The following is a 23,808-nucleotide window of genomic DNA, read 5'->3' as shown; positions in this document are numbered from 1 at the left end:
TGCGCAGTCCTTGACGTTCAATTATTTCACGAAATCTTTGACGAATACCGGAGTCTCGTTCAGCAGGGCTTCGGTGAGTGTCGAACCTACATAGGTAAGCTTGAGCGAGAAGAACGGCTCGCCGCGTTCCAGCAGGGCGAGAAAAATCAGGTCGCCGTCCCAGTGGGGGAGTTTCACCACGTCTTCTTTCGGGACCCATTCCAGCGTCCCTTCGTCGCACTCCTTGAGTTCGCCCGCAAATTCTGTCGCGGTGAACAGGTGCATGAATTCCGTTTCCTGCATGCCGTCGCTGATGAATGTCACAATCCCGCGGTACTTCGGGCGAATGAGCGTAAGGCCCGTCTCTTCCATCGTTTCGCGGCGGATGCAGTCCTCGGGCGATTCGCCTTCCTCGAACTTGCCGCCGATGCCAATCCACTTGTCCTTGTTGATATCGTTCTTCTTCTTGACGCGGTGGAGCAGGAGGTACTTGCCTTCCTGCTCGATGTAGCAGAGAGTCGTATTGATCATTCTTGTTCTTCGACGGTTGTTTCTTCGTAGGGGATGAGCCTCACGCCGCTCGAATTCCACAGGCGGTATTCCTCACCCTGCGGGAGCTTGGTGCCGAATCCCTGGGCCTTGATGCGGTTCATGTCGATACCCTTGTCGATCATGTAGTTGGCGATTGCCTGGGCCTGCTTGTCGGAGGCTTCCTGCCCGTTCACGTTGCTGCACTGGACTTCGAGGAAGAACACGTGCTTGCGCATGAGGTAGATGACGTCGTTCAGCGCCGTGTAGCTCGAATTCAGGAGAACATCGGTATTGTTCTTGAACTTGATGTGGGCGGCCAGCATGTTCAGGTTGTTCTTCGGTTTCAGGGGGCAGCCGTTGCTGCCGACGATGATGTTCTTGAACGTTCCGGGGCACTTGTCCAGGTAGTCGAGGATTCCGTCGCCGTCGCTGTCGATGGGGCAACCGATGGAATCGACCGCCGCCTTGGGAGGTGTGTTCGGGCACTTGTCCAGCGCGTCGGGTACGCTATCGCGGTCGTGGTCGCTGGGGCATCCGTTTATGTCGACCGAGAATCCGTAAGGCGTTTCGAGGCACTGGTCCCTGCTGTCGGGAACGCCGTCCTTGTCGTAGTCTGCGGGGCATCCGTCTTCGTCGACGATTTCGCCTGCGTGGCTGTTCGGACACATGTCAATTTCGTTCGGGACACCGTCGTGGTCGAAGTCCAGCGGGCATCCTTGTTTATCGACGGGGTAGCCGCGCGGGGTCTCGGGGCAGGAATCGTTGTCGTTGAGCACTCCGTCGTGGTCATCGTCGAGGGGGCATCCGAATTCGTCCACCTTGTCTCTCGAAAGGGAGTTCGGGCACTTGTCGCGGCGGTCGTCCACGCCGTCGCCATCGCTGTCGAGTATGCAGCCGTCGTCATCGACTGCTGTTCCCTTCGGCGTGTTGGGGCACTTGTCCGCATAGTCGGGAATGCTGTCTCCGTCGGAATCGATGGGGCATCCCTTGTAGTCGACCTGCAGCCCGCGCGGGGTTCCCGGACAGTCGTCCATGATGTTGAGGATACCGTCCTGGTCGAGGTCCACGGGGCAGCCCCTGCTGTTGACCGCGACCCCGAGTTCGGTGTTGGGGCAGAGGTCTTCTTTGTCTATCACGCCGTCGTTGTCGGCATCCCTGCGGCTGAAGTCGAGGGTTTTCGTGATGGCGAGTACCAGTGAATATTCGGGCGTTCCGCGTACGTTGTATTCGAGGTTGCGTTCGCCGCTCCTCCTGTGCACTTCGATGCTGTTGTCGAGCGTGGCCTTGCGGACGAAGTCTATGCCGATGTCCATCCCGAGCAGGAGGTTGAGTTCGTTGGGCAGGTGGATCTTGACGGCCGGAGTCAGGCGCAAGACGTCGTTCCGGAGGGCGTTGATCGCCTTGTCCTTTAACAGGCCCGTTTCGGCGGATACTTCGATGATGCCCGAGACGGTCCTTTTGGGGAACAGCTCGAATCCCGAGCCCCAGAGCAGGGTGTGGTTGTCGGACTCCATCACGTGGAGGTAGCCCAGGTAGGTGTTCCAGTGGGCGAAGTCCCCGAGGTTTACGGAAATGAGGCCGGCGAAGAATAGGGCCCACTTGCCCGCCGTGAAGGCGTACGAGTCTTCTTCTTCGTAGACGAACCACTGGTGCCTGGGACGGAACCCGATGCTCCGTGTTCCCGTGGGGGCGGTCGTCTCGGCGTAAATCGCGAGGTCTACCGGAGTCGACGGGATGGGGTAGGAGTACTTGAGGTAGGCCTGCAGGTCGCCCAGGCCGAAGCCGCCGAGGTCGGTGCCGGCAATTTCGCCTTCGTAGTAGATGGGCAGGCGCGCGCCGAATTCGATGTTGTCTGTGATGCCTATCCCGAAAGCGAATGCGCCGCCCGACGAGGGCGTGTTCTTGTCGAGGGCGTAGGTGGAGTCGGTTCCGAGCACCTTGTAGCCGTCCATGGCGAGCGCATGTCCGTCACTTACCGCCTCGTAGCTTCCCGAAATCAGGAGGAAACCTTGCTCGAGCGTACCCGCGGCAGGGACGTGTACGCCCTCGGTGTTCCTGCCGGGACCAATCTGGGCAGGGAGGATTGAGGCCAAAATAAGCAGTGTGAAGAGGATTTTCTTCATAATCCGTAAAAAATTTAACTTTTTTTCGTTTTCCCTATTTCCATTTTAAAGATTATGTATATATTTGCCTCCGTGAGTCCCGTGTCCAAAGACAAACAGAGTATCCCCTCCTGGCACAGGAAGGCGCAGAAGGCGTATCACGTGAACCGCGTGATAATCGTCCTCCAGATGGTCGCCGCCCTGGTCATGTGCGGAGTTATCCTGTATGGAATGGAGCGGGTGTTACACTGAAGTAAGAGGTATTATGTTGCAATTCGCCTATCATTGTGGACGCCGCCCCAAAGGTGATGGTTTCGATGCCCCTATGCCCTTTTCTAACGAAGAGGAAGAGGAGGAAATTGAGGAAGAAGAAGAAGTTGACGAAGAAGTTGACTTCGATCATCCTTCCTTCAAGCGCGACCAGATTTGGTCTGATTACGCCGAAGACCTGGATTTCGATCAGTGACCCGCAGGCTTAGGCTTGTTGGCTATTTCTTAGCCGTTCTGGCGACATCCGTGCTGCTGGCCTGTGCTCCGAACCAGGCTGCGTCCGGCCTTGCCGATGTGCAGGTGGTTGAACCGCCTGTGAGCGATACGGTGTCTTTTGCCGAATGGTCCTTGCGGTTCAAGGTCTCCGATTCCCTGTCTATACGCCCCTCGTGGGAAAACTACCAGTATGCCTTGCAGGCGATGGACAACCAGGAATGGAACCTGGCTAGGCGCTACCTCCAGAGGTCGTTGCGCACTCTTGTTACCGAACATTACGATTCTGTCTATGCGAACGTGAGCCCGAAGGAGGATTCCCTCTACAGGCTCAAGATGTCCGTACTTTTGGTGCGGGCGCTCGATGAAGTTTACCCGAACGAGGTGATTGCCCCGGACGAAGGCCCCCTGGATGGCATTTTCCAGGACGAAAGCGTCCTTGCCGACAGCGCTTCGCTTATTTCCATCGAGGATCAGCTCGATTCTCTCGATATCAACGATTTTACGCTTCCCATCAAGTTCAACGAACGCGTGATGCAGGAAGTCTTCTACCTCACGACAAAGGCGAAAAGCTTTACCGAAGGCTCGCTCAGCCGCAAGACCGCCTACGATTCGATGGTCTACGCGAAGCTTGCCGAGCACAACATGCCGCGCGACCTCATTTTCCTTTCCCTGGTGGAATCCGGATTCAAGGTGAAGGCGTACAGCCGTGCGAAGGCGTCCGGACTGTGGCAGTTTATTCCGGAGACGGGCAAGCGTTACGGCCTGAGCGTGGACTACTGGGTCGACATGCGCCGCAACCCCGAAATGGCGACCGAGGCCGCTCTTAACTACCTCTCGTACCTTTATAGCGAATTTGGCGACTGGCTTTTGGCGATGGCCGCCTACAACTGCGGTGAAGGCCGTATCCGCCGCGAAATCCGTGAATGGAAGGCCGATTCCAGCCACGATACCACGCAGGCCGTGTCTTACTGGGATTTGGAACTCCCGAAAGAGACGATGCACTACGTGCCGAGAATCCTCGCGGCGATGGTCATCGGGCATTATCCCGACCAGTACGACATGACCGTGCAGCAGACGGTCCGCCCGCAGTTCGACACGGTTACCGTTTTTGACTCCTTCTCGCTTGAAGAGGTCGCGAAGCTTTTGAAGGTGCCCGAGGATACTTTGCGTACCCTGAACATGGAACTCGTGATGTGGTGTACGCCTCCGAATACGGATTCCTACCTGCTCAGGCTCCCGGTCGGCACCCGCACGGCCTTTGTCGAAGGCTACGACAGGATGCAGAAGAACAATTTCTCGAGTTGGCACCACCACAGGGTCAAGAAGGGCGAAAACCTGGGGGCGATTGCCAAGCAATACGGCATTACGGTCTCCGAGCTCCGTCAGGCGAACGACCTGAAGAACGATCGCCTGCGCCAGGGCAAGACGCTGCTCATTCCTATCAAGGTGACGCCCCGCAAGTCTTCGGGCAAGAAGCCTCTCAAGGTCCGCACCTACGTGGTGGAACTGGGGGACAACCTCGCTTCCATTGCGCGCCAGTTCGGCGTTTCGCAGGAATCCCTGCGCACCTGGAACCAGATGGACGCTAAGGCGGTCGTGAAGCCCGGCGATACGATTTTCGTCTCGAAGCCTGAACTCAAGCCGGCGGGCGAGGTGAAGAAGATTGCGCTCAAGAAGGGCGAACGCTATGTGGTGGGCGCGGGCGATACCTACGCGAATATCGCAGAAGCGCTCGAAATCCCCGCTGCGCTGCTCATGCAGGCGAACGGCGGGTTCGTGAAACGCCTTTCTGTGGGCGATTCGCTGGTGATTCCCGCCTATGTCCCGCCCAAGAAGCAGAAGTACGTGCCTGCGAACAAGACGGCCAATGCCAAGAAGTCCGAGCCCAAGAAAGAAGAGAAGAAGCCGGTGACCAGGGGCAATACCTACGTGGTCGAATCGGGCGACAACCTCTACTATATCGCGAGGATGTTCTCTTGCACGGTCGATGACCTGATGAAGTGGAACAACCTTTCCAATACGAACATCCATCCGGGCGATACGCTCGTGGTGCGCGGCGGGGCTACCAAGGTCTCGGCGGGTACGGCGAACAGCGGGAGCGCTGCGAAGTCGGGCGAATTCATCACGTACACGGTGAAGCAGGGCGATTCCCTGTTCGATATCGCCAAGAGCTATAAGACAACTATTGACAGCATTGTCAAGTGGAACAACCTCACCGACACCAAGATAAAGGCCGGTGACAAGCTCAAGATCAAGAAGCCGTAAGCATTCGGTAAGGTTATTGTGGTAGCCGAGGGCTGCCGTATGCGGCTTTTGGGGCGGTCGTAGCTATGCTTCCGGCCCGTTTCAGGCAAATATTTTTTTACGCGTACTGCATAATTGCAGAAATTTGAAAAAAATTTGTTTTCATGTGGATAAATTTGTGAAAAAAAGTGTAATTTTAGAGGCATAAAGACAAAAAATCAATTTTTGGAGTAAAAAATGAAGAAATCACTTCTCGGAATTTGTGGCCTCGGTCTCGCCTTGTCTCTTGTCGCCTGTGGCGAAGACGTCAACTTCAAGGAACCTGCCTCTGTGCAGAAGTTCCTTGCCAATAGCGATCCCCAGGGTGTCCGCAAGGCTCTTGAAATCAATCACATTGGCTTCAATGCGAACAACTTCATCAACTATGCCTTCAACAGCGATACGCTTATGATGACCGTGTTCCTGAAGGCCTCTTTTGAAATTGATGCCGCTGCCGATAACGGCAACAACGCTGTCGCTATTGCCGCGAACAAGGGCAACATGATGGTGCTGAACTACCTCTTCAATAACGGTGCGAAGGCCAACGTCAAGAATAGCAACGGTGAAGCCGTCCTCGATAATGCCGTGATGATGGGCAACAAGGACGTGGTCGCCCTCCTCCTCCAGCAGCTCAAGAAGGAAGGCGCTGATCCGGCATCTCTCGGTACCGCAGTGCTTATCGCAGCCAAGACAGGCAAGGTCGACATGCTCCAGGTGCTCGCTGAAGCTGGCGCTCCGCTCGACAACCGCGGCCCGGATGGCTACCTCCCGATTCACTGGACTGTGAAGAATGGTAACTACGACGCCATGGTGTACCTCATCGAGAAGGGTGCCGACGTGAACGCCAAGTGCGGCCAGGGCTACTCCGTGCTCGACTGGGCTACCAACGAAGGCTACACCCGCCTGATCAAGGCCCTGAAGAAGGCCGGCGCCAAGAATACTCCGCAGTACTTCAAGGACTCCAAGAAGTAACCTGTAATTGTCTTGCCGGACTTGTTCTCTTTGACCACTTAGTGCTTTAGCACTTATGTGGGCATGATCCCCGGATGGAGACTGCATCGCATTTTATGGAAACCCCGCGCAGCGATGTCGCGGGGTTTTCTGTATGCTCATTTTGCTTCGTTTGTTGTTGTTTTTTATCCCCAGTTTTTTGTATTTTTCGCCTATGAAGTCTTATATCCCGAAATTCCTAGTTTGCCTTGGGCTGTGCTCCGTGATGGCTTTCGCGCAGGAGACTGTCGAAAGCGTCCGTCGCCAGATAAAGGCGGTCGAGGCGGAAACCTCACGCGAAAAGAGCATGCATGATGCCGAAAAGAAACGTCATGCCGAATTTGTCGAGGTCGGACGCAAGAAGGTCCAGGCCCTCGCTACGCAGAACAAGACGCTCAAGGCCGAAATCGATTCCCTGAAGGCGGAACTGAACCACATTTCCGATGCTCGCCAGAAGACGATGGGGACCATCCGCTGGTTCGAAGGTCGCAAGACGAAGTACAATGAATCGCTCGCGAAGGTCATCGATTCGCTCGTGCCCGTTTTCGAGTCGGACTTCCCGTACCGGAACGAGGAAACGGTCAACAGCGTGAAGGAAATTGCCGACCAGCTCCACAAGGGCGTTATCGAGGCGGACGACGCCTTGAACCGTACGCTCGAAGTTTTCTATGACCGCATCCGTTTGGGCTATACGACCGAGGTCTGGAAGGGATTCTTGCAGGTGGATGCCCGCAGCGTTCCGGGGACTTATTTGCGCTATGGCGCAGTGGCTTCGATATTCGTGAGCAACGACGGGAACGATGTGCTGTGGCTTGCCCGCACCGCCGATGGCGGATACTCCTGGAAGAACGTGTCTGACGACCTTGCGATGCGCACCGTCTTGAAGGACGTGATGAAGGTCGCTGAAGGGAAGACCGCGCCGAGGCTCGTGACTATTCCGGTCGCCTTCCCGAAGGAGGGTGAATAATGTTTTTTGCCAATCGTCATATCGCAGCTGCCGTTGTTTCAATCGCTCTGCTTGCTCCGCTCTCTTTCGCTCAGCAGAATTCCGATATCGACGCAGTCAAGAAGCGCGCCGAATTGAACAGTGCGAAGGCCGACCTGGAAGAGGCCCGCAAAAAACGCGACATGGCTGTTGCCGCCCGCTGGAAAGACCGCGAGACGGCGAACCAGGAACGCGAAATGTTCAACGAGAAGTACCAGGAGAGCAAGGAAAAGGTGGATGCGCTCATGTCGGAACGCGCCCGCCTGTTCGAGGACGTGCGTGTGGCCCGCGAAGACCTGGCGCAGGTGAAGCTCCAGGCCGAGAAGGCCCGTGCCGAATACCTCTCGCTTGCCGCTGGTCCCGAACGCCTCGAGACGCTTTCGAAGTTCCAGGAACAGGGCGTGCCCTTCAAGGTGGCTGAACGCGTCGAAGTCCAGAACAAGGTGAAGAAGGAAATGGCGCTATACCGCGACGACCCGCTCCGCATTGCGAAGGGCGTGCTCGATGCCGCGCGTGCCGAGATGGCGTTTACCCGCGAGACCGGAGTCGAGAAGGCCGACCTGATGTTCGGTACTGCTGTCGCGCAGGGCGACCGCATGCGCCTGGGTGGCCTGTACGCCATGCAGATGGCGAGCACCGTCGATATCAACGGCCTCCATCCGGCGGCTTTGATGCTCCCGGTGGCGGGCGAAAAGAAGCGCGTCTACAGCTGGCAAGAAAATCTTACTCCCGAAACGAAGAAGAATATCGCGAAGGTGTTCGGCAACGTGGGCGATTCCGCGTTTGTCATGGTTCCCGTGGATGTGCTCCTGAGTACGGAACTTTCGAGCGAACTTGCGAACCACACGGAAACCACCTGGAAGGATGACCTGAAGCAGTTCTTCAAGAACGGCGGCATTCTGATGTACCCGATCGTGACCCTGTTCGCGCTCGGTCTCCTGATTTTCCTCGTGAAGTTCATCTGGCTCATGGTGGCGAGTTTTGGCGGGCTTTCTACGCGGCGCGCGCTCAAGGCGCTTGCTGCAGGCGATGTGGAGAAAGCGCGCGCTCAGTCCGCAAAGTCGCACGGCAAGGTCGGGAAGGTGTTGCGGACTGTGCTCTCGAAGCCCTATCCGGGCCGCGAGAGCGCGGAGAAAGCCCTGGAAGAGCTGTTCTCAGCCGAGGTCCCGAAAATCGAGTCTGGCCTTACGTGGGTTTCCGTGTTCGCCTCTACCGCGCCGCTGCTCGGCCTTCTGGGTACGGTGATGGGTATGATTGAACTTTTCGACGTCATCACGATGCATGGCACCAGCGATCCGAAGCTTCTCGCCGGCGGTATTTCCGTTGCCCTCGTGACGACCGAGGCGGGCCTTATTGTCGCTATCCCGCTGCAGTTGTTGCACACGTTCCTCGTGAACCGTTGCGATGCGTTGCGCAGCCGCATGGAAAAGGCTGGCCTTGCCGTGCTCAACGCCCTCTGGATAAAGGAAAAGTAAGGCTTGATCGCAGGCGTCGACCAGAATTCGCTTTTTGAAGCTGCCGTGAACATCCTCCTCAGGGGAGGATGGGTGCTTGCGCCCATCTTCTTGCTCGGATGGTTCGGCTGGTTTTTGATGATCGAACGTTACGGCTACTACTTCATGCTGAAGGGCCGCTCTATTGCCGGGTTCTGGAGGAATCTGCGCAAGCGCGGCGAAGACGTCGCCTTCGAAAAGCTTTCGAGCCGCCCCTACGGCTATTTCTACTCGCTGGTCAAGGACGTGCGCGAGTATCGCGATCTGGGGCCTGTCGCCGTGCGCAATGCGATGGAGGCGACCCGCCACAGCATTTCGGTGAACCTTTCCAAGTCGCTCAAGACGATTTCTACCTGTGCGGCGCTTGCGCCGATGATGGGGCTCTTGGGTACGGTTTCGGGCATGGTGCATACCTTCGAGACCATTCAGCAGTTCGGCTTCGGTAACCCGGTGCTCCTCGCGGATGGAATTTCGGAAGCGCTGCTCACGACGCAGGCGGGGCTCCTGGTGGCTTTCCCGCTGATGCTTGCCTACAATTACCTCGCCGGCTGCGTGGAAAAGGTCGAAGACGAAGCCTGGAGCGAGGCGCTGAAATTTGAATCTTTCGCTTTTGAAAATAAGGGTGCCGAATTGGCCAACCCCGTCGCAGGTGACAAACCTGTGGAGGAGGAAGAATGAGTTTTATTCGCAAGAGGACGCGCGATGCCGGTGGAATTGATGTTTCGCCGATGCTCGACATGGTCTTCATCCTGCTTATCTTCTTTATCGTGACTTCGACGTTTACCCGCGAGACGGGCGTGGACGTGACGAAGCCCAAGGCGAGTTCCTCGAAGGAACTGGCGAAGGAAAGCATTTTGATCGGCGTGACGCGCCAGGGGACGATCCATATCAACGAGACCCAGGTGAACCTCTCTACGCTGCAGACGGTGCTCCGCCAGATGATGGCCGAGGCGCCTGACCGTCCGGTGATTATCGTGGGCGACCGCGATGCTCCCAATGGCGTTGTGGTCGATATTCTCGACGAATGCAATATCGCCAAGGTCCGCAAGGTTTCCATTTCCGCAAATAAGGAGGAATAAGTTTAGTTACTAGATAATAGTTACTAGAAGTTCGGGGTGCCAAGAAGATTCTTGCTATCTGAATTCCTAGTAACTCGGAACTAATAACTTTATAATCTATGCTCGACTTCCTCGCTAAATATTTCCGGTTCCCGGTGGCGTTCGTACTCTCCTTCGTGGTGAGTTCGGTTTTCTTCCTTGCCGTGCCGGTGCTGAACGCGCTGTTCTTCGACAAGGGCGTGAAGGCGGAAAAGGAACTCGATACCGTGACGGAAGTCGAGGTTTTGGTGAGCGAGAAAAAGCCCGAAGTCAAGCAGAAGGTGATTCGCACCATCGTGAATCCGAACCCGTTCAAGATTTCTTCGAATATGGGCGTCTCCCGTAGCCAGAATTTCCAGATGGACCTCTCGCTTGCGCGCGGTGCGGCAGGTGATGGTGTCGCCGTGGGGACGGGCTCGATGCAGAACGTGGTGTATGAAGCGGGTGAGGTGGATGAACAGGCGCAGGTTTTGAAGGAAGTCCAGCCGACTTTCCCGGCAAGGGCCAAGAAACTGGGCATCTCCGGTTACGTGAAGGTGATGATCGTTATCGACGTGTATGGCGACGTGTCGCAGGCGAGCGTGATGAGCATGGATCCTCCGGGATACGGATTCGATACCGAGGCGCTCAAGGCGATTCGCCAATGGAAGTTCTCTCCGGCGCAGTTGGGCGGATATCCCGTGGCGCAGAAGGCCACAAAGGAGTTCCGCTTTGTTAAGTAGATTGCTTTACATCCTTTTGCTCGCAGTCCCGCTTTTTGCGGCCGACGATTATTTCTTTAAGGCGAACGAACTTTACGACCAGGGAAAGTACAAGGAAGCGGTGCCGCTTTACCGAGCCGCGATTGACGAGGGCCGTTACGAGCCTTTCGCGTGGTTCAATCTGGGAAACGCCTTGGTGCAGCTTGACCGCAAGCAGGTCGCGATGGTCGCGTACAGGCGTACCGTGGAACTTCTGCCGAATTTCGAGAAGGCGTGGATGCTGCTGGGTGACCTCTATTACTTGGCCGATTCTCCGGGCGATGCTATTGCGGCTTACCGGCGCGCCATTGAACTCGGGGTGGAATCGGACCATGTGCATTTCGCGCTTGCCGAATGCTACCTGAAGGGGCGCGACTGGACGCTCGCCCAGAAAAACTTTGAACGCGCTTTGCAGTTGAACCCTGATCGCATGGATGCATGGTACGGGCTTGCCGAAGTTTACGAGAAGCTCGGCGATTACGAATACGCCATCAAGACTTTGCAGAATGCGCTCCAGATGACGGCAACCGCAGGGGCCGATGTGCATTTTACGCTTGCCTATTACTACCGCAGCATGGATTCGACGCGCCAGTCGCTGAACGAGATGGAAAACGGAATTCTGATGGATCCGGAAAACGTGTCCGCCCGTCGTTACCTCGCGCAGATGTACGTGAAGAACAATTCTCCGTGGATGGCTATATTCACGCTCGAAGAAGGCCTCCGCCATAACAAGGGAAAAGCGGAACTGAATCTTGATTTGGGTCAAATCTATTTCTCACAAAAACGTTACGACGAAGCGTTCGAAAGCTACATGAAAGCTTGGCTTGCAGGCAATTCACAGGGCCGCATTGGAGCCGAGAATGTGGGTCATGCATTTTCTAATGCCGGAGATTACGAAAAAGCAGAATCTCTCTATAAAAGGATACGTGAGAAAAGGTAAATTGCTATTTTTGTGTTTGTAGGAGGGCGTATGAAAAGAGTCCTTTGTCCTTTTCTTTTTTTATTCGCTTGGTTTTTGTTTGCCTGCTCTGAAGGGAACGGGGTGTCCGCTGATTATCCCTTTGGTGAAGACGATAGCAGAATGGTCTTGATGAAGGCCAAGGGTTCCACTGTTGTTCTTGGAACTACTGATTCTAGCGCGAATGTGATTGAACGCCCTTCCCTCAGGGTGTTCATGGATTATGATTTTTATATTTCCCGCAACGAAGTGACTTGTGGCGAATTCAACAGCCTTATGGAACCTGCAACAGGTCTTGTCGTGGATTGTCCTGATGATTCGCTGCCAGCGACGAACATGACTTATTTCGATGCCGTCCTTTTCGCAAACGAACTCAGTAAAAGCGAGAACCGCGATACAGCCTATACCTATTCGTCTAAGACCATCGATTCCGAAAAACACTGTGTCGGTTTAGAGGGAATAGAGTATCATCCTGAGATTGCGACCTATCGCTTGCCGACCGAGGCGGAATGGGTTTTTGCTGCAAGATCGAATTGGGACCCGGAAAAGGCTTGGACATCGGACAATTCGGATTACAAGTTGCATCCTGTTTGCTCCAAGGAAGACGGCGATGGGCTTTGCGACATGATGGGAAACGCGATGGAATGGGCGAACGACTGGCTTGGCTATTTCCGTGATACCCTTGTCCTTAACTACGTGGGGGCTCCCGACGGTGGAAAACTTTCGCAACGCGTTGTAAAGGGTGGATCTTTCCGCAATAGGGCGGCGTCCTTGACGTTGTACGCTCGTGGCGATGTCTATACGATTATTTCCTCGTCTCGTGCTGATTATGTCGGATTCCGCCTCGCGTATGGAGCGATTCCCCAGGCGGCGTGGATGGGGAACAACGGTAAGGCTTCTTCTAGCAGGGTGACGTCGCTTATCAATTCATCTTCGGTATACGCATATACCAATAGTTACAAGACGAAATTGGTATTCCGTAACGATATTACGGGCAACCTTTCCTTCATCGATTATTCCAAGGGCGCTCAGTCCGTGGTAGAAATTGCGGACACGATTGATTCGTATCATCCTGTGATTTCGCCCGACGGAAAACGAGTGGCTTTTTGCACGATGTATGAGGGAAGCAGGGGCATATCGGAACTTTATGTGCGCGATTTGAATGAAAAAGGCACTAATCTTGTCAAGCTCGATGTGGAGAGTGCCGCCATTCCTCGTTGGCGCGTGCTCGACAATGGCGATACGGTCATTGTCTATGTCACCAGTACGGGCGTCAATACCAATGAAGAAACATTCATGTCTACTTCTACTTGGCAGGTTCCTTTTGCGAATGGAAAATTCGGTGTCCCCCAGAAACTTTTTGATGGGGCCTATCACGGCGGCATAAGCAAAGATAACCGTCTGGCGGTATCTGGAGCGAGCCTTCTCCGTGCGCGTGTCGCGGATCCCAGTTCCACGCTGGAACAGTCTGCTCGCGATACGGTGTGGTATAACGGTGAGCGCGCTTGCAATGTGTCGCTCGCGCAAGATGGTAGCAAGCGCACGATGTTCCTGGATTTCGCCGGTGAAACGGGCAAGAAATTTGTTGGCAATGATAACGCTGTTGCTGCCCATCAGTATCTGTTTATCGCGGATAGCACTGGAAATTTGATTTATTCTATCGAAGCGCCGGATGGAACCACGTTTGACCATACGGAATGGGCGAATGCCAAGGCCAATATTGCCGTGGCGACGCTCACTAACGTGAATGGCGCCCATAATGAAATCGTGCTGTTGAACATATCTGGCGATGCGCCCGTTATAACGCTCGTGAAAGGCGAGGAACTGTGGCATCCCGATCTTTGGAGTGGCGAAAGCATCGAAAGTCAGGGTTTCGACGAACTGGATAAAGACAGCGCTTGTGTCTATATGACCGAGCATTCCGATATAACGACTGCGATTATGAAGACCAAGATGGAACTCTTCTGGCTGTACCGCGATACTACGGAAGTTGTCATTATCGGGTCTTCCAGGTCTTTTGCCGGCGTAGATCCGGAACTCATCGAATCCTACTTTGCTGTAAACCTCTCGTATTCCGCCGAAGACCTGAAGGGTACGGAGTTCTTTGTCGAAAATTACATTCTGCCCCTGATGCCGAAAATCAAGTATGTTGTGCTGACGCTGGATTACGACAGGTGGTATGTGAAAGATGGAAATTGGAATAAGTGGTTCTCGAATATTCCGGGTTATGAGTACGACAGGAATCACGGCTTCTGGAAAGACGGCGTAAAGGCCGACATGTATGCCATTTCGAGAGGCACCTTGAACCCGAACGAACTGGATTATTTCATCTTTACTTACCATCGCGGACTGTTCTATTCGGAAACGGAGGGATGGGGCGAAGATATTCCCGATGTGTCGGAAGACCCGGCCTGGTTCGATAAGGACGATTCCGGCATGCACTTTAATCTTTTCACTCTTACGAGGATTCTGGAACTCTGCAGGAAAGCCAATGTAAAGGTTATTGGTGTTGTTTATCCACAATCGCCCAATTATCTTAAAACGGGGGCGTGGGGCCGTTACGGGCCTACCCGCGAGGCGGTCAAGATAATGCAGGGGGCTGTAGACGACTTGACGAAAGCGTATCCGAACTTCATCGTGATGGATGAAAATAAGGATGGTTACCACGACTATGTTGCAGAAGAGTTCTCCAATATGGACCATTTGGGACTTAAGGGAACGGAAAAAATGTCTCGGCGCTTGGACCAGAAATTGGCTTCGTGGTAATGGATTGTAAGGCTTAGTAGTTTTTGTTCCTGCTGGTTGTCATATACGTCGCGTTTATAGGCCTTGGCCTTCCTGATACTGTACTGGGGGCGGCGTGGCCCCTGATGCAGCGTGACATGCATGCGCCGCTTTCCGCGGCGGGCCTGCTCTCGATTATCGTGAGCGTCGGGACGATTGTCTCGAGCCTGTTGACCCCGAAACTCCTGCGCCTGATCGGTACGGGCAAACTCGTCTTCGTAAGTATCGCGCTTACGGCGCTTGCCTCCGTGGGGTACGGCTTTTCGACCGCATTCTGGATGATGTGCCTGTTCGCAATCCCGATGGGAATTGGGGCGGGCGCCATCGATGTCTCCCTGAACAATTTTGCGGCCATCCACCTGGAATCAAAACATACCAGCTGGCTCCATGCGAGCTGGGGTATCGGCGCGTGCCTCGGTCCCGCGCTCCTAGCGGGCTCTGCGTTCTTCGGGTTCGGCTGGCGGGGCGCCTACGAGATGGTCGCCTTCCTGCTCGCTATTATCGCGGTCATGATGCTCGCCTCGCTCCCGATGTGGAAGCGGAGGGAGCGAGGCGATTCCCGCCTGCAACAAACTTCCAGTACACCCGATATTTCATTGCGGGCCGCCTTGCGCGTGCCGGGAATGAAACTCTCGTTCCTGACTTTCTTCTTCTACTCCTCGCTAGAAATTTCGACCAGCCTCTGGTGTGGAACGTACCTGGTGGCAAGGGGATTCGAGCCGGAAGTGGGCGCACTTGCGGTTTCTCTCATGTTCGCATCCGTAATGGTCGGGCGCATCCTCAGCGGTTTTTTCGCCATCCGGTTTACGGACATGCGTCTTGTCCATGCGGGTATCGCGATCGTTGTCGTCGGTTGCCTTGTCCTCGTGTTTCCGCTTCCGCTCTGGGTAACCCCGGTTTGCATCTGCCTGCTCGGTCTCGGGTGCGCTCCCGTTTACCCGTCCCTGATTCATGCCACTCCCGCGCGTTTCGGCGAAGAACTTTCGGGCCGCGCCATCAGCATCCAGATGGCGGGTTCGTACCTGGGGTCCATCATCATGCCGCCCGCGTTCGGCTTCGTGGCGAGCCATTTTTCTGTAATCGTGTGGCCTATCGCCCTCGCGTTCTTTGTGGGTTCGCTCCTGCTCTGCGTGTGCCTTTTGGACTACGTGACGCGCCGGAGGCTCAACAAGGCATTTGCCGTCGAACGATTCATGGACGTGTTGCAACAGGTGAAGGCCATGGATGAACAGCGGAAAAGGGCCCGTCGAGAACGCCGTAAACTCCGTCGAAAACAAAAAAGGGCCAAGCTTGCCAAGGCTCGTACACGCTAAAACTTTCTACATTTGTACTTATGGCTAAAAAGAAAAAAGTTTGGAAATCGAATAGCGGTGCCGCCGCCTTCCGCGGCAAGGAAGACCGTATCCGCGACTCGCTCACGCAGATTATCAGCGGGCAGAGCCGCCTGTTGCACCGCCCGGATGAACTCTACGAATTCATCGCGCAGACAATTGACGATATCGAAGATTTCAAGGATGTCGGCCTGCAGCTCGAACTGCTCGCTTGGACGCTCCGTACGGACTTCCTTTCGTTCAAGGCGGACGACGAGGAACGCGACGACTGGGAAAGCCTCTTCTACGATGCGGGAACGTTCTTCGTGGAACTTGCAAGCCAGTACGACGACAAGGAATATATTTCTGACCTGATTCACGATTTGGCGCTGCGCCATGTGGGTGGGGAAGGCCGTTCCGTGCTGTTCCTCTCGCTCAACGAGGTGCTGCCCGATGATATTGCGAAGAAACTTATCGACGAGCTCATCGCGACGGTAACCGAGGTGGAACTCCAGAACCGCGAAGACATTATCGACGCGATTACGGACATGTCCGATGCCGTGGGCGATTGCGAACGCTACACGAAGGCCGCTCTCCTCAAGGATCCGGACAAGAGCAACGCGACGCTCATCGATATCGCGAACGAGTACTTTGTCGCGGGCAATATCGAACTTGCAAAGCAGTGGCTCGGCGACGTGCGCGACCCCGGTGCCGAAGACGAAGAAGCGTACCTTGACCTCATGGCGGCGATTGCCGACAAGGAAGGCCGCAAGTCCGACTGTCTCAAGATTGCGAATCTTTTGTACGAAAAGTTCCCGAAGGTCATCAACCTCGCGCGCCTCTGCCAGTTGGTGGACGAGAAGCAGGCCGATACGCTCCTTACGGAGCATTCCAGCTTCAGGAGCGGCGGGAACATCGACATGGAATTCATGCAGTTGCTTGCCGGCATGAAGCGCTATTCCATCCTCAAACAGTACATCGACATGTACGAAAAGGACCTGCCTGCCCAGGATGCGGAAATCCTGAACGGCATCTCGGACGAACTGGAAAAAGACGGTCAGAAGGAACTTGCCGACCATATCCGCGAATGGACGGTCGAGGAGCCCGAAGAAGCGCAGGCTTTCGACGACCGCGACTAGCGTGTTGTTGTCTTGTACAACATAAATATATACCCGGTGATGTTTTTTGCACCGGGTTTTCTTATCTTTTTATCACGGTCACAAATCAAGGAGAAAAAATGAACATTTCAAAATTTGGTTTGGGTTTATCCCTTGCTGCAGTTCTCGGCCTCATGGCCTGTGGTGACGATGCTTCTTCTTCGTCGGGTCCGGATGACCAGCCGGAACTTTCCTCTTCCAGCGGTGACTCGGATAAACCGGAATCCAGTTCCGATAAGGCCAAATCCTCCAGTTCCGTTCAAGAAGTTTCCAGTTCCTCCGTTGAAGAGGTTGAACCCTGCACGTTTGCAGCGACGGACGATTCTTGGGCTGTTTCGTACAAGGGTAGCGATGGCTCTAATTCTGCCAATATTTGGACCGTCTTCGAAGTTAAGGGCGAAGACCTCGTTATCCGCGATTCTATCCGCTATACGGGTCAAACCGCCAATGTGGCTTGCCGTGCGATGCAGATGCAAGACTCCACGGAACTTCACTCTAAATCCATGGATGGAAAACTTGCCGGCGTGAAAACTTGCGAAGGCAGCACGGTTGTGTTCGTTTCTACCCGCACGGAGAAGGGTTATTTTGCTAGCAACGAACGCGAGGCTGTTCATGCTTCTGTGAAGAAGGCCTGTGACGCCGCTGTGAACGGCAGCGCTTTTGAGAAATTCCCCCTGAAGGTGACATCGAATTGCAACTTTACTATCGATGATCCTGAATGGGTGTATTCTTACCTCGACGAGGGCTACAACAGCCCCGACAGTGTCATCGTGAAGTATGTCGTGTCCCAGGAAGAGGGCGATGATAATCTCGTCTCTCACAAGTACTCCATCACCCCGATGCCTTACGTGGAATGCATGACCAAGCAGTTTGCGAAGATCAGCTACAACGGCTTCTGCACCATGGAAGGAACCGTAGAAGCCTCCTCTTCGGGCAATTCTACCAAGACGAGGGAAGAAGTGTTCGGGAGCGAACAGAACTTCTGCAAGGACAAGGTTCCTGCCGTGGAGATTCCTCCGGTTGAACCTGATACTTCTGCGGTTACCCCCGATACATCGGCGACTGTCCCTGATACCACCAAGGTTCCTTCCGGCGACATGGTTTCTTGCGATATCCCGGGTGTCTTAGGCGAATGTGTTGAATTTCCTGCAGGTAGCGATGAAGCTGCCGGGCTGACCGCTCAGTGCGTGTCCGTCATGGAAGGCACTCTCGGCACTGGCTGCGCAAAATAATCGACGAAATTCTCCCCCCTAACAAAAAAAAGAAGGGTCGCACTTTGTGCGGCCCTTTTTCTGTAAACGGATTTTTTTTGCTTGCAAATGATCCAGTCGTGTCATATAAAACCTGATATGTGTCATATACTGATATTTTATAAAATACATTAATAATTTTTGCTAAAATAAATATTTTTGTGTCATTCGATGGATTTTTTTAGTTATATTTGAAGACGTGAAGCCGATTGTAGAATATCAAGATTACCACCTTTTGGTCAAGGACTATTACGAGGAACGCAAGAGGACCTCGTACTTTTCTTGGCGTGAGTTCGCGAAAGTGGCAGGCTTTTCTTCTTCGACTTACCTGAGGCTAGTGAGCGAGGGAAAGAGCAACTTGAGCCGCGTTACTATGGACCGCATGGTGAACGCGATGGGACTTTCGGGCTACGAGGTGGATTACTTCAAGGCGATGGTCAATTACTGCAACGCGAAGGATGAGGAGCGCAAGGCTCCGTACCTCAGGCAAATGCAGACGATTGCGCTGGAATACAAGGTGCGCGTCGTGGACAAGGAGGCTGTCGAGTATTTTGACGGCTGGAAACATCCGGTGATCCGCGAACTCGCCCCGTTGATGCGGGGGGCTACCCCGGGTAAGATGGCGAAGATGTGCTGCAACGAAATCTCCGCTGCGGAGGTGAGTTCTTCGCTCGAATTTCTGACTAAGGCGGGCTTCTTGAAGAAGGATGCCGATGGAGCCTATCGCCAGACCGAAAAGAACGTGACTGCGTCCAAGGAAGGCATGGCTTATGCCGTACACGCAATGCAGCGTAAAATGATGGAGTTCGCCGCGGATTCCATCGACAGGTTCGGTCCGCAAGAGCGCAATGTTTCGGGTGTCACCTTTACGGTCAACCGCGAATGTTACGAGCGCATCTCAAACGAAATCGACGCGTTCAGGAAAAAGATTATCGCAATCGCATCGGAAGCCGAAGATGCCGACCAGATTTACCGTCTGAACATGCAGCTATTCCCGATGACTTGGAATTTGAATGATTCAAGGGAGGATGGAAATGAAAAAGAATCTGTATAGCTTGCTTATAGCCTTGGGCGCGATTCTCCTTTGGGCGGCCTGCTCAGATGAAAATTCTGTGCGGATTTCGGGCGCGACCGAAGACCCGAATATGATAACGGCGGATACTTCGACGTATGTCCTGTGCCATCGTTCTCTCGCGAAATCTTCTGGAAACGATAAGTCGGATGAGTGCCGCTGGTCGGCAGAAATGTGGAGCCGTGAATCCGGGTATCGTGTGCGTACCGGTTTTGATAACGGGACGAATACCTCGGGTATTTGGTTCTGGGCTCTCAACGGAGCCAATGAAAGGGAAGCGCATGTCGATTGGCCGGGAAAAGCGACTGCGGATTACGATTCGATGGCGTTGGCTGATGTTATCGATAAATGCGGCGGAAGTTTGTGCGGAACGGCGTATTTTGACGACATGACTCTGATATATACCCGTAGCGAATATTGGCCCCGGAGCAGCGTTTCGTTTGAATTCAGCTTTGCGGGTAAAGATTCGTCCGGCAATTTTGAAAGCGTTGATGCGAGCGAAATGCAGGGCATTTGTATTGAATACATAGGCAAAGGCATGAAAATGGAGCTTGTCCTTGGGGAGGATTCCTTAAAGGGCTGGAGGGAAAGCTGGACGCATGCCGTCAATATGCCTGATTATGAGGTGGTGGACCCCGACGTAAACTCTAAGGGCTATGAAATCTGTTTCCCCTGGAGCTCGTTTATTAGGTATGCTCCGATGACTCGGGATGTTGTCCCGTATTTGCAGGGGCTCCGTATTTCTATCGGTACCGACAGGAGCGCGTACTTTAGTTCGTACTTCGATATTATAGGCTTGGGTGAATACGTCCATTCGGGTTCGAATGAAGGGACAATACGGCCGGTGAAGAGAGAATGCGAAGTTGAATCTGTGATGGATTATTTCTGCGATTGTTCTTATTCGGACGAGAGAAGCGCGTATGAGGCGAAAAACCAAGCGCGAGCCTATTTTAAGGGCTTGTTGCGGAGAACGATATGGGATTCTTCGGTTGTCATTCCTCATGCTGCCGAATATTGCCTGAATGATGTCCTTATGCAGGTTCTCAATGAAGAAAAGATTGACACGGTCTTCTCTTGGGAACGTCCATGCGATAACCAGCTTCCAAAGACGTTGACTTGTGTCGGAGGGACGGTAAGCGAGTCTGTGGAATTTTCTGAAGTGCGTGCTGAATACGAACAGAGATTGAGGTATGATTTTGAAAGGGAAAAAATAGTTGTTGATTCCGTCGTTGCACAGTGTCTCTTGCGTCGCGATACCCTTGGCAGTGGTGATGAAATTCCCGATACATGCCAAGTGAATGAAAATTTGTGGTTTGAGGCGGTAGAAGACCTGGATTATGCAGGAGACGCCATCCATGAGGCTACGGAAGAATTTTTTGACCGCATGGATTCCCTGAATTCTTTTGATTCCTTGGATGCGGCGGTCAGGTATTGTGTGAATTCCTGCATCGAGGACAGGGATACGTATGGTGATAAATTCCTGACATCGCATTTCTTTGCCCCGGTAGAAGAACATCAGCGCTTGGTCAAGTCTTATCGTTGCCAAAGCGGAAAGGAATATTATACCGATGAGTATAAAGCCTTCTTGCAGGAAATGGGCATTGAAGACGATACGGATTCGGTTCTTGTGTATTCTGTTGTTAAGAAGCTTTATCAGCATAAAGCCGATTCAGTCCTTGAAAACTGCTTGAGGGTGTATGCTGAGTGTGTGGAAAACAATTGTGATGAATAAAAAATGGAGGGCCACAAAAATGAAAAAGTTACTTTGTTGCCTGATTGGTGCGGGAACGCTGCTGTTTTGGGCGGCTTGTTCAGATGATAAGACTTCGATTTCGGTTGAATCCCCGAATCCTGGTGACTTGGTGGGGACTGAGTCGGACGTGCGCTGTGACGTTGCCGACCCGAATCATCCCGATGACACATTGCATGGGTGCGTGTTCTCCACTGAGATGTGGTACAGGAACTCGGGCTATCGCGTGCATACGGATCTCGACAATGGAACGAATACATCGGGTGTTTGGTACTGGTCTGTCAACGCGGCGGATGGCAGAAATGTTCGAGTCAATTGGAATCAGCCTCTTACGGCGGATTATGATTCTATGACGTTGTCGAATGTCATAGATCAGTGCAAGGGGAGCCTTTGCGGAATGGTCGTGTTTGATGCCTTGGACGAATCGTCGCGTTCTGTTCCCGATTCTCTTAAAGGGACAAGTTCTTTCTCGCTTGAATTCAGCTTCGCCGGCAAGGACGCTTCTGGAAAGTACGAAACCGTGGATGCCCGTGATATGCAGGGCATATGCATAGAATATTTTGCCGATGCCATGCGGATGGAACTGAACCTGGGGGATTCGCTGAATGCGCTTATGGATGGCGAATTTTATGGGGTCGAATTGCCTCCCTATCCGGTGTTGAGTGCTGTGCAAGGCAAGGAGGTGGGAAACAGGATTTGCTACCCGTGGGAACAATTCGTGTTGTCAAACGCAATCGGCGCCGATGAAGCGCCTGTGTCGATAGAAGAAGCGGTCTCCCATTTACAGGGATTGCGTTTTACAATATCTTCCAATCAAGACTATGCTTTTATAGATAATTTCGACATCGTTGGTTTAGGGCGCTATTTGAATAACCCTTTGATCGAAGATAAAATCCGACCGCTCGATGAAAGTTGCGAGGTCTTGTCTGTAAAAGATTATTACTGCAAAAGTTCATACCCTGATGAACGTGCTGAACAAGGGGCGCTTTCGGTGGCTATGAGCTATTCGCTTGAACTAAAGTCGGCGTTGATGAACAGCGGGGAATTTGTTACGGTAAATGCTGAAAATTGTGTCCGGAATTTGGCGTTAACAGCTTTGCCTGCCACTAAATTGGTCGATTGGAAAAATCGTTGTGACCAGCCTCTTCCCATGACGTTTGCTTGTGTGGATGGCTCTGAAAGTGTATCGCTGGAATATGCTGAAATGAGGGCTGTTTTTGATGCCAAGACGTATGAATTGTATCTTCCTAAAAAGGCTTTAGTGGATTCTCTTTATGCAGAGTGTCTGTCTATGGTGGATTATCAGTTTAACGGGGAGCCGATTCCAGATACATGCAAGGCAGAAGAACTCCTTTCGGACAGATCTATTTATGACTTGAAATATGCAAGTGCAGGAGCATCCATTGCCATGGAAGAATTTTTTGCCATGTTGGATTCTCTTTATGGGTTAGATTCCTTGGACGACGCAACTCGGTATTGCGTACTTAACTATCGTCCTACAATTCGACAGAGCGCCCCGCTTGCAAAACCCCTTCTTGCCCCGCCGCCGGTTTATCATCCTTTGGTCAAATTGATTCGCTGCAAGAGCGGGAACGTGTACTATTCGGATGAATATAAGGATTTCTTGGAAGAACTAGGGATTAAAGACGACACGGATTCATCGGAAGTGGCGAATCTTGCAAAAGAAACGAGTCGGCAATATCACAGCAATCTTTTCAATACTTGTGTGGAAGACTATGAAAAGCCTACCGTCATGTGGAATGGTGTCTGGACACGGGTCAATACCGGCTTTGACAATGGCACTGGAACTTCCGGCAAATGGTACTATATGACGGATTCTGCGTATGGCGGAAATTCTCATATCGAATGGGATAATGGTTATGTCGTTAAAGATTGGAATGATCCGAACGCCTTGGATTCTGTATTTGGCGAGTATGGTTATTTAATTGGAACTGTACATTATGAGCAAAAAGATACATCGGTTATTCCTTTTGTTTATCTAGGTTTTTGGCTTGCGGGAGAGGATGGCAAGGGCGGCCACGATGCGGTTGACATTACGGATAAGAAGGGCATATGCGTTGTGCATAGTTATTCGGATGTCTCGGCGTTTTTGGAACTTGATTTGGGAGATTCCCTGAAAGCGGTTCTTGATGATGATGTGTTTGATGTTAATCTTTCGTTGTCTTATGGGACTTATCCTGTTTGCTATGAATGGAGCCGATTTAAGCAAGCTGGCTGGGGCCCCCATATGGACTTGGAAGAAGCGCTAAAACATGTGGTCGGAATAAGATGGCGTTTTCAAGGGAATGCCGCTCGCGACAAGAAAGTTCGATTCAATATATCTGAAATTTCATATATGACTCCATAATATGTCGTGAGGGGACGACAAAAAAGGCGACCAGAGAAATCTGGTCGCTTTTCGTATGAACTGAAGACCATTAGCAGGGCTGGTGGTTCTTGAAAATGGTCGAAATGACAGAATTTCCTACATGACGAGAATGCGTCTTTAGTGATAAGTGTATGTGAAAACAACGTAATTTGTATAAACAACGTAATTTATAAAAATAAATTTTCGGATTATGCTGGTGTGAAAGAATACCTCATTTTTTTGATGGACATGTTATTTTTTTTGTGGTGGAAACGAATTGTATTTTTTCGAACTGCTTTGTGCGTAAAATGAATTGGGATAAGAACTTATCAATTAATTTCTTGAATTGATTTTTATTACTTTGTACACGAAATTGGATGAATGGTGTTATTATGTTTGGTAATTTGTTTATAAAAATAAACTTGTTTTTGTATATAAAATAAAATATATTCGTAGCACTTAAGTAATTTTTA

Annotated in this window: 19 protein-coding genes; 17 read left to right on the top strand and 2 right to left on the bottom strand. The window is 52.6% G+C overall.

From position 1 onward, the window contains the following. Nucleotides 1–21: 21 nt before the first annotated feature. A complete protein-coding gene (locus tag IK012_RS10215; RefSeq protein ID WP_173383507.1) occupies nt 22–510 on the bottom strand; it encodes an 8-oxo-dGTP diphosphatase in 489 nt (162 codons plus the stop codon). After that, a complete protein-coding gene (locus IK012_RS10210) occupies nt 507–2,633 on the bottom strand; it encodes a thrombospondin type 3 repeat-containing protein (RefSeq protein WP_290953993.1) in 2,127 nt (708 codons plus the stop codon). Before IK012_RS10210 ends, IK012_RS10215 begins: the two co-directional genes overlap by 4 nt. A 54-nt stretch (nt 2,634–2,687) precedes the next feature. Here IK012_RS10210 and IK012_RS10205 point away from each other — a divergent pair, with 54 nt between their 5' ends. From IK012_RS10205 to IK012_RS10125, 17 genes are all read left to right on the top strand, one after another. Next, nucleotides 2,688–2,864, top strand: a complete 177-nt coding sequence (locus IK012_RS10205) for a hypothetical protein (protein ID WP_290953990.1) — start codon at nt 2,688–2,690, stop codon at nt 2,862–2,864. A gap of 73 nt (nt 2,865–2,937) precedes the next feature. Further along, nucleotides 2,938–3,078 (top strand): hypothetical protein, encoded by a 141-nt coding sequence (locus IK012_RS10200; RefSeq protein ID WP_173344170.1) that lies wholly within the window; start codon nt 2,938–2,940, stop codon nt 3,076–3,078. Next, nucleotides 3,075–5,363 (top strand): LysM peptidoglycan-binding domain-containing protein, encoded by a 2,289-nt coding sequence (locus IK012_RS10195; RefSeq protein WP_290953985.1) that lies wholly within the window; start codon nt 3,075–3,077, stop codon nt 5,361–5,363. Before IK012_RS10200 ends, IK012_RS10195 begins: the two co-directional genes overlap by 4 nt. Nucleotides 5,364–5,579: 216 nt before the next feature. Next, nucleotides 5,580–6,353 carry an ankyrin repeat domain-containing protein gene (locus IK012_RS10190; protein WP_290953982.1) on the top strand — a complete coding sequence of 258 codons (774 nt, stop codon included), beginning with the start codon at nt 5,580–5,582 and terminating at the stop codon, nt 6,351–6,353. A 193-nt stretch (nt 6,354–6,546) separates the two neighbouring features. After that, nucleotides 6,547–7,338: a DUF3450 family protein gene (locus IK012_RS10185; RefSeq protein WP_290953978.1), complete on the top strand. Its 792-nt coding sequence runs from the start codon at nt 6,547–6,549 to the stop codon at nt 7,336–7,338. Further along, nucleotides 7,338–8,831, top strand: coding sequence for a MotA/TolQ/ExbB proton channel family protein (locus IK012_RS10180; RefSeq protein WP_290953975.1), 1,494 nt, complete (start codon nt 7,338–7,340; stop codon nt 8,829–8,831). Before IK012_RS10185 ends, IK012_RS10180 begins: the two co-directional genes overlap by 1 nt. Before the next feature lie 3 nt (nt 8,832–8,834). Beyond that, nucleotides 8,835–9,527, top strand: a complete 693-nt coding sequence (locus IK012_RS10175; protein WP_290953972.1) for a MotA/TolQ/ExbB proton channel family protein — start codon at nt 8,835–8,837, stop codon at nt 9,525–9,527. After that, nucleotides 9,524–9,928: a biopolymer transporter ExbD gene (locus tag IK012_RS10170; protein ID WP_173344166.1), complete on the top strand. Its 405-nt coding sequence runs from the start codon at nt 9,524–9,526 to the stop codon at nt 9,926–9,928. The genes IK012_RS10175 and IK012_RS10170 overlap by 4 nt, the downstream gene beginning before the upstream one ends. A gap of 98 nt (nt 9,929–10,026) precedes the next feature. Next, complete coding sequence (locus tag IK012_RS10165) at nt 10,027–10,668, top strand: energy transducer TonB (protein WP_290953969.1); 642 nt, start codon at nt 10,027–10,029, stop codon at nt 10,666–10,668. Next, the gene (locus tag IK012_RS10160; protein WP_290953967.1) at nt 10,658–11,626 is read left to right on the top strand and encodes a tetratricopeptide repeat protein; all 969 of its coding nucleotides are present in this window, start codon (nt 10,658–10,660) and stop codon (nt 11,624–11,626) included. The genes IK012_RS10165 and IK012_RS10160 overlap by 11 nt, the downstream gene beginning before the upstream one ends. Nucleotides 11,627–11,656: 30 nt before the next feature. Next, the gene (locus tag IK012_RS10155) at nt 11,657–14,410 is read left to right on the top strand and encodes a TIGR02171 family protein (protein WP_290953964.1); all 2,754 of its coding nucleotides are present in this window, start codon (nt 11,657–11,659) and stop codon (nt 14,408–14,410) included. Nucleotides 14,411–14,433: 23 nt separating this feature from the next. Further along, nucleotides 14,434–15,741 (top strand): sugar MFS transporter, encoded by a 1,308-nt coding sequence (locus tag IK012_RS10150; protein ID WP_290953961.1) that lies wholly within the window; start codon nt 14,434–14,436, stop codon nt 15,739–15,741. Between the two features lie 20 nt (nt 15,742–15,761). Beyond that, on the top strand, nt 15,762–16,877 hold the full coding sequence (locus IK012_RS10145) for a hypothetical protein (protein WP_290953959.1): 1,116 nt from the start codon (nt 15,762–15,764) through the stop codon (nt 16,875–16,877). Between the two features lie 98 nt (nt 16,878–16,975). After that, a complete protein-coding gene (locus tag IK012_RS10140; RefSeq protein ID WP_290953956.1) occupies nt 16,976–18,127 on the top strand; it encodes a hypothetical protein in 1,152 nt (383 codons plus the stop codon). Nucleotides 18,128–18,344: 217 nt separating this feature from the next. Further along, a complete protein-coding gene (locus IK012_RS10135; RefSeq protein WP_290953954.1) occupies nt 18,345–19,199 on the top strand; it encodes a TIGR02147 family protein in 855 nt (284 codons plus the stop codon). Further along, complete coding sequence (locus IK012_RS10130; protein WP_290953951.1) at nt 19,180–20,949, top strand: hypothetical protein; 1,770 nt, start codon at nt 19,180–19,182, stop codon at nt 20,947–20,949. Before IK012_RS10135 ends, IK012_RS10130 begins: the two co-directional genes overlap by 20 nt. A 19-nt stretch (nt 20,950–20,968) precedes the next feature. After that, on the top strand, nt 20,969–23,335 hold the full coding sequence (locus IK012_RS10125; protein ID WP_290953948.1) for a hypothetical protein: 2,367 nt from the start codon (nt 20,969–20,971) through the stop codon (nt 23,333–23,335). Nucleotides 23,336–23,808 lie beyond the last annotated feature (473 nt).

This window comes from Fibrobacter sp. (assembly GCF_017551775.1).
Taxonomy (GTDB): Bacteria; Fibrobacterota; Fibrobacteria; order Fibrobacterales; family Fibrobacteraceae; genus Fibrobacter.
The sequence above is the reverse complement of the archived record's forward strand: the minus strand, read 5'-3'. Positions and strand labels throughout refer to the sequence as shown.